Below are 16581 nucleotides of genomic sequence, written 5' to 3'. Positions count from 1 at the left end.
CAGGGCCATCCGGAAGGGTGGCTCTTTCCTTTGCAGCAGATTTTGGGCGAAGAGAGCCCTTCATAAATTAGGGTTGACAAGAACCTTCGGAGCCTTTAGTATTATCGATGTAAATGATAATCATTATCAATTGGAGTTCCAGCCGGTTGGTCGCGGCGGATACTTCTCAAAGCAAGACCATCGATTGATCGTCATATAGACGGTACGATACATAGGGGGAATCATTAAATGTTGTTATCGAATCGAATGCTGCGTATGAAAGGGGCCGCGCTTTTAGCGATCGTCATGATGCTGTCGGTATGGCTGACCGCCTGCGGTTCATCCCAGGGTAATCCGTCGCCGCAGGCAGCGGCCGGAGCCGGGCAGAATGCCGCTAAATCGGATGGGACGCGCAAAGTGAAACACGCGATGGGCGAGTCCGACGTGCCTTCCAGCCCGAAGCGCGTCGTTATATTGACGAATGAAGGAACCGAAGCGCTGCTTGCGCTCGGCGTCAAACCGGTCGGTGCGGTAAAAGCTTTCACCGGAAATCCATGGTACGACCATTTGAAGGCGGATTTGGAGGGCGTGCAGGTGGTCGGCGAAGAATCGCAGCCGAACCTGGAACTGATCGCGTCATTGAAGCCGGATCTGATTCTCGGCAATAAAATGCGTCAGGAAAAAGTGTACGATCAGCTCAAAGCAATCGCGCCGACCGTGTTCTCGGAGACGCTCCGCGGTGAATGGAAAAGCAACTTTGCACTGTACGCCGAAGCGCTGAACAAAAAAGCGGAAGGCGATAAAATTATCGGAGCTTTCGACAAGCGCATCGAGGACTTTAAGCAAAAAGCGGGAGACAAGATCAAGCAGGAGAAAGTGGCCGTCGTCCGGTTCATGGGCGGCAAAACCAGATTTTATTTCGGGGATATGTTCTCCGGCGTCATCTTCAAGCAGATCGGCTTCCCTCGTTCCGACCCGAAGAGCGACGAGAAAGCGTTCGAGGATATTTCCAAGGAGCGTCTGCCTGAGCTTGACGCAGCCGACAGAATATTTTACTTCACGTATGAAACTGGCGATGGCAAGGGAACGAAGCAGGAGCAGGAGTGGCTCAACGACCCGATCTGGAAAAACATCAAGGCCGTCAAGAACAACAAGCTGGTGAGAGTAAATGATGTGACGTGGAATACGGCGGGCGGCGTGAAGGCAGCTAATCTGATGCTGGACGATTTGTTCAAACTATACGACGTTAAACCGTAAGTGTGATTGCCCGATAGGGAATGTACTATTATAATGAAATGGCAAGGAGTCGATTCTGAAGAAGAATCGGCTCCTTACTGCGTTCATGCCGCCTCGGTGGAGGGGATCACGGCTGTGAAGGAAAAGGGTTGTTGACAAATTCAACTGTAATGCATATAATTACAGTAAGCGAACCGGAAGAAGGGAGACACCAGAGATGAACAGCGAGTTTACGATTGCCGTCCACAGTCTGGTGCTTTTGGCTTATCGACCGGATCATATGGCAACTAGCGATATGATCGCTCACAATGTAAGCACACATCCGGCGCGCGTGCGCAAAGTGATGGGATGCCTGCGCAAGCTGGGCTATGTGGCGACGAAGGAAGGCAGCGGCGGAGGGTTTATCCTATGCTGCGATCCGAGCAAGGTCACGCTGGCCGAGATTTACAAGGCCACCTCCATCGGCTCGATCAAACCGGGCTGGTGCTCCGGCGATGCGGAACAGGATTGCATGATCGCTTGCAACATGGCCGATGTCATGGAGCAAATTTTTACGGAAGCGGAAATGCAGCTGCTTACTTTTTTCGGTCAGTTGACAATACAGCATGTGCTGGACCGTCTTCGGGAGGCGCAGCAGGAGAAAGCGTAATTTTTTTTAAATGAACTGTTATGATTTCAGTTTCAGTTCTTGTCCATATTGAACAAAGAGGGTGAGCGAAATGGCGAATGTATGGCGAAGCGGCATTGCTGAAGGGGATTGGGTAACAGGCAATTCGTTGCAAGACGAAAAATTTATCGGTTACGTCGAATCGATCGATCTGGGCGGCATGGCTAAAATCTACGTGACCCAGAGCGACCGGGAGGAAGCCGTCGGACGTACGGTGGAAGGCCGGCTCGCGAAGCTGGAACGCCTTCCGGATTATGAGCCTGTCGAGCCGGCGGATGTGTACAGCCTGATCGATCTGGCGCTGATGACCAGGGATCAGGCGTGGTTCGAGCAGCTTCGCGCCGAGCAGGCGATCGCGTCGTTCGTTTCGTCCAGAGGCTCCCGGCCAGGACCGGCGCTTCGCAGCGTCCCGAATCCGAAGACCAAACGCGTGAATATCGATTAATACGCACATATTATAAATAAGGAGTGGAGTATCATGGCTATTGTAAATGTACAAGATGCAAATTTTGCGGAAACGATCAAATCGGGTGTTGTGCTTGCTGACTTCTGGGCTCCTTGGTGCGGTCCTTGCAAAATGATTGCGCCCGTGCTGGAGGAGCTGAGCCAAAAGCTCGGCGAATCGGTCACGATCGCGAAAATCAACGTGGACGATAATCCGGAGACGGCCGGACAATACGGCGTCATGAGCATTCCGACGCTGAAGCTGTTCAAGGACGGACAGGACGTCGGCACGTTCGTCGGCTTCCGCCCGCTCGCCGATCTGGAAGCTTTGATTCAGCCGCATCTATAATACGCATGGAGGGCAGCCCACTTCGGGCTGCTTTTTTTCTGTTGGGGCAGGCATGGGATCGCGGCTGTGGAACGTATAATACGTGGGAGTGGGATTCCCTGCATTGATACGGTTGGGCGGTTTAGCGAAGGAGGTGGCATGGCGATGGCGATGTATCCGGCGTTTTTTATGTCGCATGGCGTACCGCATCTTGTGACAGAGCTTAACGCGTTTACGAAATTTCTTGGGTATCTCGGCGCAAGGCTTCCCCGGCCGAAGGGCATTGTCCTGTTCAGTTCGCAATGGACGAGTTCCGTTCAGAAGGTAACCGGCGCTCCGCAGCTTGCAACGCTAAAAGACGACTGGGGCTTACCCGAAGAACTGTCTGCGTTCGAATACCCGGCGCAAGGCAGCATCGTTCTCGCGCATGATGTGCAGCGGCTGCTGGCTTCCGACGGGATGGGCTGCGAAATCGATGACGGCCGAGGGCTCGATTACGGCGGATGGACGGTGCTGTCGCTCATGTATCCGGCTGCGAATATTCCCGTCATTACGGCATCGATCAATCCGAGGTCCGTGCCGGAAGATAGCTACCGGATCGGAAAGGCGCTCAACGAGCTCCGGAAGAACAACTATATGATCATTGGCAGCGGCGGAACGGTGCGCAACCTGCGCAAAATGAATTGGAGCCACGGGAAAGCGGAGCGCTGGGCGGTCCGGTTCGATCGGTGGCTGGACGAGAAAATCCAGATATGGGATCTGGAAAGCTTGTACGATTACGAGAGCCGGGCCCCCTATGCGCAGGATGCCGTTCCCGGCCGCGAGCATCTGCTGCCGCTGTTCGTCAGCATGGGAGCGTGCGACGGCAGCCGCAAAGCGAAGTTGCTGCATCAGCAATATCACTACGGCACCTTGAGCTTGAATTGCTGGATGCTCAGTTGAGCAGGGAATAACGATGCCGTCCTCCGAAAATATAGCTTCGGCTTCGCATCCCAATATACGATATGGCGGACGAGGAGAAGGGAGCACGAAGGGCTGCTGGATCATATTATGTAGTGATCAGGTTAACGCCATGAATGCACTCGCGATAGAGGAGCTGCTGAGGCACGGTGCGAAAGGCGCAAGCTGCCCGCCGCGGCTTGCGCCGTTGCTGGACAAGCCGCCGGCTGCTGTTATGTTCACGTGAACATTTTTAATGCGCAGAGCAGCGCCGCCTGTTATAATCGGAGTGAGACAACTATTCATTACATACCGGAACGGAGGAAGAAACGCTATGAAATTGTCGGTATTCAGCGTCGTTACGCCGGATCTGACCCCGGAAGAGTTGGCTGCGGCGGCGAAGGAAGCGGGTCTGGACGGTATCGAATGGCGATATAAAGATACGCCGGAGGCTTTGAAGAGCGAGAAGCCGTCGTTTTGGCGGAACAATCTGTGCACGATCGATCCGGCGGCCGATGACGCCGAGCTGGAACGGTTCGCTCGCATTACCCGGGATAACGGGCTGGAGCTGCTCAGCCTGACGCCCTACTTGAACGCCTGCGATTTGGGCGAAACGGAGCAGGCGCTGAAGTCCGCGAGCAAGCTCGGAGCGAAAATGATTCGTGTCGGCGTACCCGGATATAATGGGCAGCAGCACTACAACGAGCTGTTCGACCGCGCGGTGACGTACTTGGCCGGCGTGGAGGAGTTGGCGAAGCAGTATGGCATCAAATGCTTGATCGAGACCCATCATATGACGATCGCGCCGAGCGCCGGTCTGGCGCACCGTCTGGTCAGCCGATTTGACCCGAATCACCTCGGCGTTCTGTTCGATCCGGGCAATATGATTCACGAAGGCTACGAAAATTTTCGCATGGGCCTTGAATTGTTAGGGCCTTACCTTGCGCATGTGCATATCAAAAACACCGGCTATAAGAAAACCGAGCTGCGTACGAACGGTTCGCAGGCATGGACTTCGTACTGGGAGCCGATTGCCGAAGGGGTCGTCGATTGGAAGCAGGTGCTCGGCGATTTGCAGGCGGTTGGTTATGACGGATACCTCGGCGTGGAAGATTTCAGCGGGAAATATGAGTCCAGAGAGCTGCTCAAGGTGTACGCGCAGCACATTCGCGGGCTGCTTGCCGAGCTGTAGGCCATTCAAGTAAGAGACGGTGGAGAGAACGGTAATCCGCTTCGGGAGGCTCTCGTCTGCGGCCCATGGAATAGGAAGTGAAAAATGCCCTGAGTGTAGGGCATTTTTTTGTTATGCTGCCATGGGGATCGAAATCCACTTCTATTTGTTCCTTTGCTAGAATATAGATTAGTAGATGCACAAGGATGAGGTGATTGGACAGATGAGAAGACGATACAGCTGGAAAACATTATGGCGCAAGCTGCAGAGGCGTGGAGCGCTCGCGCTGCTGGCCAGCAGCTTGGCGTGCACGGCGGCGGCTTGCCAGCAGGCCAAGCCGGGTGCGGCGGAGCAGCCTTCCGCCGAGACGCCTCCGCCGGCGAAGCCGGTTAGCCGCGCACAGGAACCGGCCCCGCCGCCTGCTCCCGTGTACCGCGCGCCGCTGACCGGGCTGGCGCTGCCGGAGAAGGCCGATAGCCGTCCGGTTATGGTGATGGTCAATAACCACCCGTCGGCGCGTCCGCAAAGCGGGCTGTCCCAGGCGGATCTACTATACGAGAGTTTGGCTGAAGGCGAGATTACGCGTCTGGTCGCCGTGTTCCAGAGCCGCAGCTTCTCCGAACCGATCGGACCGGTGCGAAGCATCCGGCCGTATTTCATCGAGCTGGGCAAGGCGCTGGGCGCGATTCAGGTGCATGCCGGCGGCAGCCCGGACGCCTATGCGCAGCTGGCGCAGGAACGTATACCCGATCTGGACGAAATTACGAATGCGGGTCCGTACTTCTGGCGGGAGTCGTTCCGTAAGGCGCCGCATAATTTGTACACGAGCCTGGACAAGATCCGGGCCGGCGCCGACAAGCGCGGACTGGAGCGGAGCGGGACGGACGCGGCGGTATTCCGTTTTGCCGAAGATAGCACCGGCGTCGGAGCGGTGGAGACGCTCGGCACGGACCAGACCCGCCTGCCCGGAACGGATGCGAAGTCCGGGGCGGCGGATCACGAGGAGGCGCCGAAGATCGATGTCACCTTCTTGCTTAAGAGCTATAAAGTATCGTACCAATTCGATGCGGCGACGCACCTGTACAAACGGTTTATTAACGGCGTCAAGCATATCGATCTGAACAACAGCGAGCAGCTCGCGGCAGCGAACGTGATCGTGATGGGAACGGATCACCGGGTGCTCGACAGCGAAGGCCGGCAGGAGGTGCGGCTGACCGGGACAGGCAGCGCGATACTGTTTCAGCAGGGCGTCATGCGGCGGGTCGTCTGGAAACGTGACAAAGAAAACGACCCGATCCGCTACTACGATCAAGGCCGTGAAGTGTCCCTCGTACCGGGACAAACGCATATTCTTATTGTTCCCGTGAAGCCGTCGTTCGAAGGCCATATCACTTACGGGCCGTGATCGCAGCTACTCGTTTTCCAAATACGTCTTCGCTTGCTGCTTCCACTGCTCGACGTAATCCCCGACGGCCCACTGCACCATAACGACTGACTCGTTGCGGCCCAAAGTGAAGGACAGCAGGGGCTGCCCGATCAGCCGTTTCTGGTACGGGTAGACGACGACGTCACGATCCGACACGACGGCAACCATATCTTCCGTCGGCGAGGAGAACGCATCGCTTGCCGTTGGCCGCAGCCGCTTGATTTCCTGCCAATCGGCCACAAGCCGGTCGTGCGAGACGACGGCTTCCGGCAGAGGGGCCGGGAAATCTTTAAGCTCATAGCGATGCTCCTTGGAGGATGGCTGTACGGCGTAGTCCGCCACCTGCGGCACCCAGCGCCCTTGTCTACGGGTGATCGTCCAGCTCTCTCCGGTCGTATCTGCAGCCGCCGCGGCCGGCTCGCGGGCAGCGGGTTCGCCCGGCTGAGAGGGCAGGACGGCCTGCAGCCTCCGCATCGCGGGATCGGCCGTATCGGCGCCGTAAACGGTGCGCAGCGTGACGTGCGGCTCTCGCAAAGGCGTCATGCTCGATTTGCTGCGGTTTGCGAGCTGGTCCAGCTCTTTCACCCAGACGTACTCGTACTTGGAGGCGGCCTCCTTCGTCGAGCGGTCGTTTACGGTTTGCCCCACGGCCATATACCGGTTTCCGGCAAACAGCAGCTTCTCTGATTGCGTAAGCGGCTTCACCGGCGGAGCGACGAGCTGGCGGGTCGCCGTCTTGCCGTTCGTCAAGTAAGCGGACAGCGTGCGTGATTCTTCATGCGCCGATTCGCGGCGCTCGTTGTCGATTTTCCAGAAGCTCATCTTGTACGGCATCAGAATGCCCGAACCTTCGGCAATCGTCTGCAGGCGGTTCTGCTCCGGCGCGATCAGCAGCGTCCGATAGGTGCTGAATTGCTCGCCGATCTGCGGACTTTGCTGGTCCGTGCGCAGCCCGATGAGCAGCGCGGATTGAAGCGGGACGGCCTGCTGGTCGTCAGCATAATATTGAATGTCCGCGACAGGCTCGGCCGCTTCCATCGCCGGATTCACCTCCGGATGAGGGAGCAGGCTGTTCCAGTCGCCTACCAGCAAGCATGCCGCCGCCGCAAGCACGACGCATGTTGCCGCGAACCAGGGCGCTCGGGAGCGGCGCGGTCTTACCTTTTCCTCGATCCTTCTCTCGATTCGCTTTCTTAAGCTATCCGAAAACGCGTCCTGATGTCCGAGCGGGCCGTCGGACAGTCCTTCCTTAAGCTCCTTGTCAATCGGATCCACGGGACTTACTCTCCTTCAGCTTCGAAATTTTGCCTCGTGCGTGAAAAAGCCTCGATTTCACCGTTCCTTCGCTAACACCGAGCACTTCGGCCATTTCCTTCATCGACAGCTGGTAATGCGCGTACAAAATAAGCACCTCCCGATACTTGGCGGGCAGCTTCATCACCAAATTCCACATGTCGCCCACGGCCAGCTTCTCCATGACCTGCGCTTCCGCGCCGGACGTGCTCTTCCCTTGCTCAGCCGATGTGTGCAGGAAGCCGACCAGCGTCACTCTGCGCAAAAATGCCGAACGGCGGTAATCGAGCGCCATGTTGCGGGTGATGGCGAGCAGCCATGTCTTCACGGACGATTCGCTGCGAAACGTGTAGAGGTTGCGGAACACTTTAATAAACACTTCCTGTGTAATGTCGTCCGCCTGATCCCGCTTGTGCGTAATGCTATATGCGTAGTTCCATACGTCTTTTCCGTAGGCGGTCATGAGCTCCGATACGATCGCCTTCTTATCGGAAGTTTCCGTCAAGTATTTCAAATATTCGAAGTTTGCTTCGGATTCCAACGGGGCCACCTCTAATCCTTTTGACGATGCAGGTTCATGGTCAGTTCAAAGTTATGTAAAAATTCGATAAAAAAAACCGGCCCCCCGATAGCAAAAGGAGTTCCGGCGCTGTTAGGTTATCTCCAGTGTAACCCCTGCACGGCAATAAGGAAAGTGATAAATAAGCAACAGTTGGCTGACAGCCGGCAGTGCGTGCGGCAGATTCTTATCGGAGAAGCCGTCCCAGCGGCCTGTAGATCGCCTCCACCACATCCGTCGGACCCGGCACTTCGGGATAAAGGACAAGCAGCAGCGTTATGCCCCAGCCGAAGGCGAGCAGCACGGCGAAGGCGAGCTTGTCTTTGGCCGGATACCGGGCCATCCGCGGCTTTTCAAACAAAATGATGAACAGCACGACCAGCGTCACTACGATGAAGGAGCCCCATTTCATTCGGTCCTCCGCTCTCTTTCCAGGCTGATTACGCCTGAGGAGGATAAGCCGGTGCGCAAAACTTTCACTTTGGATTCGATGCGGACCTCGACGTCGGGAAAAATTTCGTTCCAGCGCGCCTTGGACTGCTTCCACTCCTTCGGATACGCTCTGCGAAAAGCGTCGGCAAAATCGAAAATGTCTGCGTTCCACTGCTTTTGCGGTTTGACGAGCGCGGCTCGGATGCGCGCTTCGATCGATTCGGCGAGCTGCCGCTCCAGACTATGGGATAGCTCCGGTTTGGACAAATCCAGATTCGTCGTGTTTTGAATAATATCATCCTCCGTCTCGATCTTCACCGTCATGCTCCATACGCCGTTCTCAATCCGCGGGACGAGTTCCGACCGGGCGCGCAGCAGGGAGAGCGACACGCGCCCCTTCGCTTCCTTGGGCGAGATGGTGACCGTAGCTGTCTTGACCTCGTTGCGAAGCCAGAGCAGCCCTCGGGTCAGCCGGTCGTCGATCCAGCCGACCATGCGGTCCTTCTTCAAGACGGCGGAGCCGTTAATATATCCGATTGTCTGCGTCGGAGGCGATTCGGGGTCGGCCGGGGTGATCTCGACCCACGGCAGCACCGAAGCATCGGAGCCTCCGACCATCATCTGGGCATATTCTTTGATCGTAATGCTGAGTCCAGTCTGCGTGCGGGCAAGCTCCCTCAGCACTTCAGCCGAGCTGCGTTCCAGCGGCGGCAGAAGCCTCAGAATGCTTTTGGCCGTCCCTTTGCTGATGAACAGGTTGGCGCGTTCGCGGGGCCCGGGCGCCCTCGTGAGGAAGTCGATATGTTCCCGCAGCCCGGCCCTGGCCATCTGTTCGCCGAAAATGAAAATTTCGGCATGGCCCCAGAAGATGAGCCGCGGCAGCTTCTCCTGCAGCTTGGATATGGCGTCGGCCAGCGTATAGCCTTCCGCCGATCGGACCAGTGTCTGCCCGGTCCCGCCCGAGCTGCTGGTGGAGGCGATATCTTCACCTCCCGAGCCGGCCGTTCTCGGCACGAACACCTGAACAGACAGCTCGACGGTGCTATCCGTCGGCTTGTCCAATCCCGCGGCCATAATGATCGCCAAATCGTTCACCTCTGTGCGATCCCAGCAGCCCGCCAGCAGCAGGACGGAAGATGCGGCGGGAACGAGCAAGAACCGTCTCAGCATGGTTGCGGCGGCGCTTAGCGTCATATGCATGATCCTCCTCTGCGGACTCATCTGCTGCCATTCCGCCGGCCGCCGGTACCGGACGGAGAGCGGAATTTGTGCCGGACTAGCGCTACCGCGCACAGCAGCGCAGGCAGCAGCCCTTTGAAGGTTAAACTGTACAATAATCCGGACGAATCGAAGAAGCTCGACATCTCCTGCATGTTGGGAGCGGCCCAAACGCCGAGCACCACGATGCAGATGCCGGCGGGAAACACGATAAGCCGATAGTCTTCGAGCCGCAGCCAGCAGGCGGAGCCGAGCACGAATACATAATAGTAGATGCACATCTTGACGAAGATGACGAGCACCCAGATGGCCATCGTCATCGCCTCCAGATGCTCGACGAAATCCGCCAGACCGATATAACGCGAAGCGACCATGAACGGGGTGTTGAAAGCGACCGTCAAGTCGCCGAACAGCATCAGAATGGCAATGTTCGTCGTCACCATCGTCAGCATAACGGAAACGACCGCGATGAGCCCCCATTTGCGCCCATTTTGCCCGTCGGATACAGCGGGCAGCAAAAAGGAAAGCAGCATGAAATCGCTAAACCAGCTGTGAACCGCCAGCGCACCCCGGAAGGATCGGCCGATCCCGTTCTCCAGCACGGGCATCATATTGTGGGGCGTATATTCCGGGCCCAGCAGCAGCATGACCATCACCAGCAGCAAAATGAACAGCGGGACGAATACTTGCCCGCATCGGGCAATCACTTCCACGCCGCTGCGGACGGCAAAGGCGCATACGGCCACCAGACAGCCCATGACCATGACGACCGGCGTGCGCGAGAGGAAGTTGCCGATGACAAATTCACCGTATTCCCGGATCACAAACCCGGCATCATGCAGCTGCATCAGGAGAAAGAGCAGCCCGCAGACTCTGCCCCCTATTTTTCCGAAAACCTGCTCGCTGTATTGAATCAGGTTTTGTCCGGGATACAGCTTATGAAGCTGGTAGGTGATGAATGTTAGCGCAAAGCCGACCACCGAGCCCCAGATCGGGGAGATCCACATATCCCGTTCCGCATGCCTGAACGTAATGGAAGGGACGACCAGGATGGCGGTTGCCATGATCGTCGGGTACATCAATATGCCCATTTGGAGTGCGGATATTTTACCTTTTTCGAGCATCATGATCCATTTCCTTGCTCCGGTCCAGGCTTCAATCCGGGAGCCTGCCGGTACAAATTATGAGGAGCGAGCTGTTCCGGACGCGCGTCGCGGGTCCAGAGCGGCAGCTTGGAGAACACCCGGCCTATCCGCGGATTGGCCGGAGCCATCGGACTCAAGTAAGGAACGCCGAACGAGCGCAGCGCGCTCAAGTGCACGAATATCGTAATGAGTCCGAGCATTAGCCCGAGCAGCCCCAGCATCCCGGCCAAGAACATGAGGGGAAACCTCAGGATGCGTACGGAAATACCCAGCGCATACCGGGGAATCGTGAACGAGGCGATGCCGGTGATCGCCACGACCATGACCATCGGAGCGGAGACGAGTCCGGCGGAGATGGCGGCCTGTCCGATTACGAGCGCGCCGACGATGCTAACTGCGGCGCCGACCTGCTTCGGCAGGCGAACCCCCGCCTCGCGCAGCGCCTCGAACGTCACTTCCATCACGAGCGCTTCGACAAGGGCCGGGAACGGAATTTCTTCCCGCGATTTCGCCACGCTGAGCAGCAGCGACGTCGGGATCATCTCCTGATGGTACGTCAATATCGCGACATAGGCCGAAGGAATGATGAGCGCGATCATAAAAAATAAATAGCGCAGCCATCGGATGACTGAGCCTGACCAGAACCGCTCGTAATAATCTTCAGGCGACTGCAGCAAGGAGAAGATTGTGACGGGCGCCACCAAAGCAAACGGCGTCCCGTCCACCAGAATGGCCGCGCGTCCCTCCAGCAGATTGGCTACGACGACATCGGGACGTTCCGTCGAGATGAGCTGCGGAAAGACCGAATACGGGTTGTCCTCGACCAGCTCCTCGATATAGGAGCTTTCCAGGACACCGTCGATATCGATCCGGCGCAAGCGTTTCTCGACTTCCTCGATCAGGGCTGGATCGGCGATGCCGTCCATAAAGGCAATCATCGTTTGCGTTTGCGTGTAGCGGCCAATTTTGACCGATTTCATTTTGAGCGCCGGGCTTTTGATCGTTTTGCGGATCAATGTCGTATTGACGCTGAGCGCCTCCGTGAAGCCTTCGCGGGGGCCGCGGACGACGGATTCGGCGACTGGTTCGTCGATGGCGCGCTTCTTGACATCGGCCAGGCCGATGGAGACGGCATACGGATTGCCTTGAACGAGGAGCACGGGGTTGCCGACCAGCAGCTCTTCGATCGTATGGGCATACGTGACGAGTTCTTTGACCTGGGAAGAGGAGATGGCATTCAGGACCGCCGTGCGGACCGATTCCTCCGGCTTCTCCTGCGGCCGCAGCAGCGGCGCCATGATGTGCTCATTCGTCAGCTCCTTGTTGGACATGCCTTCGAAATAGACGAGCACGGCATGAAAGCTGTGAAACGCTTGAAAGCGGTGGAACACCAGATCCGCGCACTCCGCAAAAAGGTCTTCGAGCACCTTCACATTATGCGGGAAATCCGAAGACAGCATCTGCGCATCGGCGATAACCGTCTCTCTCGCCTCCGCATGCCGGCGCTGGGATCGAAATAACATGCGGCTCATCCGCTTGAATAAGTCCATGGCGCAGCCTCTTCCTTTTTTTTTCATTTTCCCCAGCTAGGGCCTTTTTATCCAAGGAAGCGGTGCGTTATGGCGAATCTCGTGCTTGAGCGGGAAGAAGGCCATAGCACAGCATGCCATGGCCGCGGGGGGTTACAGGGAGCGGCGATAGTGGTCGGGGGAGACGCCGACGAATTTCTTGAACAGGCGGGAGAAGTAGAAGGCATCGGCGTAGCCTAAGGCGGAGGCGATTTCCTTGACCGGCTGACCGGTGTTGAGCAGGATGTTTTTCGCTTCGGCGATCTTCAGCCGGTGTATGAATTCGTTCAGCGGGTAGCCGGTATATTTGGCGACCGACCGTCTGAGCGTGGAGGCAGAGATGTGATGCTTCTCGCATAGCGCCCTGGCGTCAAACGGCCGGTAGAGGCAGGCGGCGATGTCTTCCATGAGCGCGTTCTTGCTCTCGTCCTCCGCCGCATGCGGCGCCAGCCGGGCGCTTAACGCAAGGTCGAGCAGCAGCGATTCGAGCAGAAGCGCCGCTTGGTCGATATGGCCCGGGATGCCGCTGGCCATGAGCAGGCCGATGCGGCTTATTTTGGCGTGGTGATCGCCGGATGTCTGCTGGACCTTGCCGGGCTCGATCAGCCCCGTTTCCAGCCATTCACTGATCCGCTCGCCTTGAATCGTGAAGTAATGCTCATCCCACGACTCCCCGGCGCCGGGACCGTAATGATACGAGGCGTCCGGGGATAAAACAAACAGGCTTCCTTTTCTCACCTGCTGCGGCTCGCCGTCATTATACCGATAGCTGCCCGCGCCTTCGGCAATATAGACGATCGCCCAGTAGGCGAACCGGGCATGCTCCCGGTAATGAATTCGCTCCGGGATATGCCCGACATTGAGAATCGTCAGCGACTTCAGCATGAGCCGGCTCGGATCGACCTTCAGATCGACGATGCGCGTCGGCCGGTTGCTAATATGGCGGTTTTCGACGATGCGGACCGGCTGTCCGGTCCAATCTTCCATTTGCGAGGACATGGCCTGATGTTCCTTTCGTCCGTATCGGTTCCTATTAGAATACCATGAAAAAAAGCGTACTGCCTAGGAAGCGATAGGCAGTACGATAAGGGGCATTCGCCGGAAAGCCGCCGGGTGAACGGCCGGTGTATGGTAATCGGCTTCCGAAATTACGAGTTGTAAAATTACATCGACTCCCTTATGATATAACATATAGTTTTTTTCGGGAACCTGGTTATGCAATAAGGAACATGCGAGTGTTCAATCATAAGGTGAAGAGGTCGAAAGCGATGCCGGAAGAAATTAAAGTAAAGTCGTTATATAAAGCGCTTCGGGTGCTGGATTGTTTCAGCGTCAACCAGCCGGAACTCGGTATTACCGAAATTAGCGAAAGGCTCGGATTGTATAAAAGCAACGTCCACAATATCGTCGATACGTTCGTTAAAGCCGGGTATTTGGAGCAAAATCCGGAAAACGAGAAGTATAGGCTAGGCATGAAAATATTGGAGCTCGGGCATGTCATCTCCAGCAATATCAATTTGCGCAAGCTCATCTTGCCGTATATGCAGGAGCTGGCGGATTTCACCAACGAGACCGTCTACCTGGGCATTCCGAACGAGGGCGAAGTCATCTATCTCGACTCTTCCTCTCCGAAGCATCAGCTGTCGACAAGGTCGATGCTTGGGGTCAAAGCGCCGCTGTACTGTACCGGCATCGGCAAGGCCATGCTGGCGCACTTGCCCGAGGAAGTGCTGCAATCGATTATCGCCAAAGGACTCAATAAGTTCACGGATCACACGATTACGGAGCCCGAGATGCTGCTTCAGGAAATCGAGGAGATCCGGACCCGCGGTTATTCGATTGACAATATGGAGCATGAATTCGGCATTAAATGTGTCGGGATGCCGATCCTGAACAAGAAGAAGCAGGTCGTCGCGGGGATCAGCATGTCGGGGCCGTCCCTGCGTTACGATGACGAGAAGATCAAGGAATACGCAGCCCGTCTCAAGGAAATCGTTCTTGTATTGGAAGACAAGATGTAGACTGTCCGGCATGCTGCCGGTGTGTGGAACCCGCCGATCCGGCTATTGCCGGCGGCGGGTTTTCTTTTTCAAGAAAAGCTTCACCTTGACGCTATAGTCCATACAACTGATCATAACGTGCATTCCATCCTCGCATGCGTAGTGGTAATTTGACGATATAGTACATTTTCAATTTATATTACCCGGAGGTGGCTTATTGCATGGGCACATTGAATATTGGCGTCATCGGGGCGGGCTCCATATCGGAGCATCACCTGCAGTCTTATCAGAAAAACACGCAAGCGGTCATTTATGCGATCTGCGATTTGAATGAAGCGAGAGCACAGGCCAAAGCTGCCAAATACGGCGCAGCCAAAGTGTATACCGATTATCATGAGCTGCTGGCCGATCCCGACGTGGACGCCGTCAGCATCTGCACCTGGAACAATACCCATGCGGAGATCAGCATCGCCGCGCTGCGCGCCGGCAAAAACGTGCTGGTCGAAAAGCCGCTGTGCCGCACGGTGGAGGAAGCGCTGAACGTACAGCAGGCGGTGCGGGAGACAGGTAAGCTGCTGCAGGTCGGCTTCGTGCGCCGATACGATGCCAATGCGCAGCTGATCCGGCAGTTTATCGAGAACGGCGAACTTGGCGACATTTATTTCGCCAAGGCGAGCAGCATCCGACGGCTCGGCAATCCGGGCGGATGGTTCGCGGATCAAGACCGTTCCGGCGGCGGTCCGCTGATCGATATCGGTGTGCATGTGATCGACTTGTGCTGGTATTTAATGGGACGGCCGAAAGTGGCATCCATCACGGGCAATACATACCGGAAGCTCGGCAATCGCTCTAATGTCAAAAACTTGTCTTTCTATAAAGCGGCCGATTACGATGCGAGCAAAAATACGGTGGAGGATATGGCCAACGCGGTTATTCGTTTCGAGAACGGCGCATCGCTTATGGTCGACGTCAGCTTCACGCTGCATGCGAAGCAGGACGAGACGGTCGTCAAGCTGTTCGGCGACAAGGGCGGCGTCGAGCTGGAGCCTGCCGTGACAATCGTCGCGGAGAAGCACAATACGATTCTGAACGTCGTGCCGCAAACCGATCACAAAGCGCTGAACGTCACGGCGGCGTTTCAGAATGAGATCAACCATTTCGTCGACTGCTGCCAAACGGGCAGTATGCCGATCAGTCCGGTAGAGGATGGCCTGGAGATTATGAAAATATTGTGCGGCATTTACGAATCCGCCGAGAAGGGCATCGAGATCCGGTTCGATGGTTCCCGCGAGGAGGTTGTGTCCCCATGAAGCTCGGATTAAGCTCCTACAGTCTCGTCCGCGCGCTGCGGTCAGGTGAAATGGATATCGCCGGGGTCATTGACTGGATCGCCGAGAACGGAGGCGAGCATGTTGAAATTGTGCCGCTCGGCTTCAGCTTGACCGACAATCCCGAGCTGATCGATGTCATTCGGGAAAAGGCGGCTGCTGCGGGCATCGACGTTTCCAACTATGCGATCGGCGCCAATTTTATTAAAGATACGCAAGAGGAATACGAGGCGGAGATCGAGCGGGTGAAGCGGGAGGTTGACATCGCGAACGCTCTGGGCGTCAAGCGGATGCGGCACGACGTCGCTTCGCGCAAGGACACTTCGATTGCCCGCTTCCACGAGGATCTCGCGAAGCTTGCCTCGGCTTGCAGGCAAATCGCCGACTACGCCGCTCAGTACGGCATCGTCACGAGCGTGGAGAACCATGGTTATTACATTCAAGCCAGCGACCGCGTGCAGGCGCTTATTCATGCTGTAGACCGCGATAATTTCCGGACGACGCTCGACATCGGCAACTTCCTGTGCGTGGATGAAGACCCGGTGTCTGCGGTGCGGAAAAATATCGCCTACGCCTCGATGGTGCATATTAAAGACTTTTACCGCCGCCCGTTCGACCGCAATCCGGGGACCGGCTGGTTTCAGACGGCGTCGGGCAACTACTTGCGCGGAGCGATCGTCGGCCACGGCGATATCGAGATGAGGCAGGTGCTTAGCGTTATCAAGCAATCCGGCTATGACGGCTACGTGTCCATCGAGTTCGAAGGCATGGAAGAATGCAAGACCGGCGCCAAACTCGGCCTCGACAATGTGCGCCGCTTGTGGGACGAAGCTTAAGAGGCTGCGCCA

At 56.6% G+C, this 16581-nt stretch carries 17 protein-coding genes; 10 read left to right on the top strand and 7 right to left on the bottom strand.

Features of this window, described 5'->3' with window-relative positions:
* The first annotated feature begins 228 nt into the window (after window positions 1–228).
* From KXG62_RS22910 to KXG62_RS22880, 7 genes are all read left to right on the top strand, one after another.
* Complete coding sequence (locus KXG62_RS22910) at window positions 229–1236, top strand: ABC transporter substrate-binding protein (RefSeq protein ID WP_218094337.1); 1008 nt, start codon at window positions 229–231, stop codon at window positions 1234–1236.
* A gap of 196 nt (window positions 1237–1432) precedes the next feature.
* On the top strand, window positions 1433–1864 hold the full coding sequence (locus KXG62_RS22905) for an Rrf2 family transcriptional regulator (RefSeq protein WP_218094336.1): 432 nt from the start codon (window positions 1433–1435) through the stop codon (window positions 1862–1864).
* Between the two features lie 70 nt (window positions 1865–1934).
* Window positions 1935–2327: a hypothetical protein gene (locus KXG62_RS22900; RefSeq protein WP_218094335.1), complete on the top strand. Its 393-nt coding sequence runs from the start codon at window positions 1935–1937 to the stop codon at window positions 2325–2327.
* Between the two features lie 33 nt (window positions 2328–2360).
* A complete protein-coding gene (gene trxA, locus KXG62_RS22895; RefSeq protein WP_218094334.1) occupies window positions 2361–2675 on the top strand; it encodes a thioredoxin in 315 nt (104 codons plus the stop codon).
* 144 nt (window positions 2676–2819) lie between these two features.
* Window positions 2820–3596, top strand: a complete 777-nt coding sequence (locus tag KXG62_RS22890; protein ID WP_246627602.1) for a dioxygenase family protein — start codon at window positions 2820–2822, stop codon at window positions 3594–3596.
* Between the two features lie 331 nt (window positions 3597–3927).
* A complete protein-coding gene (locus KXG62_RS22885; RefSeq protein WP_218094333.1) occupies window positions 3928–4785 on the top strand; it encodes a sugar phosphate isomerase/epimerase family protein in 858 nt (285 codons plus the stop codon).
* A gap of 202 nt (window positions 4786–4987) precedes the next feature.
* Entirely contained in the window at window positions 4988–6169 is a 1182-nt protein-coding gene (locus KXG62_RS22880) for a DUF3048 domain-containing protein (protein ID WP_218094332.1), read from the top strand.
* A gap of 6 nt (window positions 6170–6175) precedes the next feature.
* Here KXG62_RS22880 and KXG62_RS22875 read toward each other — a convergent pair whose 3' ends face one another.
* The 7 genes from KXG62_RS22875 to KXG62_RS22845 all read right to left on the bottom strand — a co-directional run bounded on the left by KXG62_RS22875 (window position 6176) and on the right by KXG62_RS22845 (window position 13404).
* Complete coding sequence (locus KXG62_RS22875; protein ID WP_218094331.1) at window positions 6176–7465, bottom strand: hypothetical protein; 1290 nt, start codon at window positions 7463–7465, stop codon at window positions 6176–6178.
* On the bottom strand, window positions 7452–8024 hold the full coding sequence (locus KXG62_RS22870; protein ID WP_246627601.1) for an RNA polymerase sigma factor: 573 nt from the start codon (window positions 8022–8024) through the stop codon (window positions 7452–7454). Before KXG62_RS22870 ends, KXG62_RS22875 begins: the two co-directional genes overlap by 14 nt.
* Window positions 8025–8229: 205 nt before the next feature.
* Window positions 8230–8454, bottom strand: a complete 225-nt coding sequence (locus KXG62_RS22865) for a hypothetical protein (RefSeq protein WP_218094330.1) — start codon at window positions 8452–8454, stop codon at window positions 8230–8232.
* Complete coding sequence (locus tag KXG62_RS22860; protein ID WP_246627600.1) at window positions 8451–9668, bottom strand: Ger(x)C family spore germination protein; 1218 nt, start codon at window positions 9666–9668, stop codon at window positions 8451–8453. Before KXG62_RS22860 ends, KXG62_RS22865 begins: the two co-directional genes overlap by 4 nt.
* A 23-nt stretch (window positions 9669–9691) precedes the next feature.
* On the bottom strand, window positions 9692–10819 hold the full coding sequence (locus KXG62_RS22855; protein ID WP_246627599.1) for a GerAB/ArcD/ProY family transporter: 1128 nt from the start codon (window positions 10817–10819) through the stop codon (window positions 9692–9694).
* Window positions 10816–12387 carry a spore germination protein gene (locus KXG62_RS22850; protein ID WP_246627598.1) on the bottom strand — a complete coding sequence of 524 codons (1572 nt, stop codon included), beginning with the start codon at window positions 12385–12387 and terminating at the stop codon, window positions 10816–10818. Before KXG62_RS22850 ends, KXG62_RS22855 begins: the two co-directional genes overlap by 4 nt.
* Window positions 12388–12519: 132 nt before the next feature.
* Window positions 12520–13404, bottom strand: coding sequence for a helix-turn-helix domain-containing protein (locus KXG62_RS22845; protein WP_218094329.1), 885 nt, complete (start codon window positions 13402–13404; stop codon window positions 12520–12522).
* Between the two features lie 269 nt (window positions 13405–13673).
* Between KXG62_RS22845 and KXG62_RS22840 the strand changes: the two genes are divergently transcribed.
* From KXG62_RS22840 to KXG62_RS22830, 3 genes are all read left to right on the top strand, one after another.
* The gene (locus tag KXG62_RS22840; protein WP_218094328.1) at window positions 13674–14426 is read left to right on the top strand and encodes an IclR family transcriptional regulator; all 753 of its coding nucleotides are present in this window, start codon (window positions 13674–13676) and stop codon (window positions 14424–14426) included.
* A gap of 200 nt (window positions 14427–14626) precedes the next feature.
* A complete protein-coding gene (locus KXG62_RS22835; protein ID WP_218094327.1) occupies window positions 14627–15715 on the top strand; it encodes a Gfo/Idh/MocA family protein in 1089 nt (362 codons plus the stop codon).
* Window positions 15712–16569, top strand: a complete 858-nt coding sequence (locus KXG62_RS22830) for a sugar phosphate isomerase/epimerase family protein (protein ID WP_218094326.1) — start codon at window positions 15712–15714, stop codon at window positions 16567–16569. Before KXG62_RS22835 ends, KXG62_RS22830 begins: the two co-directional genes overlap by 4 nt.
* Window positions 16570–16581: the final 12 nt, after the last annotated feature.

Origin of the sequence: Paenibacillus solanacearum (genome assembly GCF_910593845.1) — a bacterium.
GTDB classification, from domain to species: Bacteria; Bacillota; Bacilli; order Paenibacillales; family NBRC-103111; genus Paenibacillus_G; species Paenibacillus_G solanacearum.
The sequence above is the reverse complement of the archived record's forward strand: the minus strand, read 5'-3'. Positions and strand labels throughout refer to the sequence as shown.

Excerpts from the sequence above, each read along its gene's own strand:
- KXG62_RS22910 (WP_218094337.1), top strand. The coding sequence starts at position 229 with ATGTTGTTATCGAATCGAATGCTGCGTATGAAAGGGGCCGCGCTTTTA.
- KXG62_RS22885 (WP_218094333.1), top strand. The coding sequence starts at position 3,928 with ATGAAATTGTCGGTATTCAGCGTCGTTACGCCGGATCTGACCCCGGAA.
- KXG62_RS22840 (WP_218094328.1), top strand. The coding sequence starts at position 13,674 with ATGCCGGAAGAAATTAAAGTAAAGTCGTTATATAAAGCGCTTCGGGTG.
- KXG62_RS22860 (WP_246627600.1), bottom strand. The coding sequence starts at position 9,668 with ATGACGCTAAGCGCCGCCGCAACCATGCTGAGACGGTTCTTGCTCGTT.
- KXG62_RS22905 (WP_218094336.1), top strand. The coding sequence starts at position 1,433 with ATGAACAGCGAGTTTACGATTGCCGTCCACAGTCTGGTGCTTTTGGCT.
- KXG62_RS22890 (WP_246627602.1), top strand. The coding sequence starts at position 2,820 with ATGGCGATGTATCCGGCGTTTTTTATGTCGCATGGCGTACCGCATCTT.
- KXG62_RS22880 (WP_218094332.1), top strand. The coding sequence starts at position 4,988 with ATGAGAAGACGATACAGCTGGAAAACATTATGGCGCAAGCTGCAGAGG.
- KXG62_RS22830 (WP_218094326.1), top strand. The coding sequence starts at position 15,712 with ATGAAGCTCGGATTAAGCTCCTACAGTCTCGTCCGCGCGCTGCGGTCA.
- KXG62_RS22855 (WP_246627599.1), bottom strand. The coding sequence starts at position 10,819 with ATGATGCTCGAAAAAGGTAAAATATCCGCACTCCAAATGGGCATATTG.
- KXG62_RS22835 (WP_218094327.1), top strand. The coding sequence starts at position 14,627 with ATGGGCACATTGAATATTGGCGTCATCGGGGCGGGCTCCATATCGGAG.
- KXG62_RS22850 (WP_246627598.1), bottom strand. The coding sequence starts at position 12,387 with ATGGACTTATTCAAGCGGATGAGCCGCATGTTATTTCGATCCCAGCGC.
- KXG62_RS22865 (WP_218094330.1), bottom strand. The coding sequence starts at position 8,454 with ATGAAATGGGGCTCCTTCATCGTAGTGACGCTGGTCGTGCTGTTCATC.
- KXG62_RS22900 (WP_218094335.1), top strand. The coding sequence starts at position 1,935 with ATGGCGAATGTATGGCGAAGCGGCATTGCTGAAGGGGATTGGGTAACA.
- trxA (WP_218094334.1), top strand. The coding sequence starts at position 2,361 with ATGGCTATTGTAAATGTACAAGATGCAAATTTTGCGGAAACGATCAAA.
- KXG62_RS22845 (WP_218094329.1), bottom strand. The coding sequence starts at position 13,404 with ATGTCCTCGCAAATGGAAGATTGGACCGGACAGCCGGTCCGCATCGTC.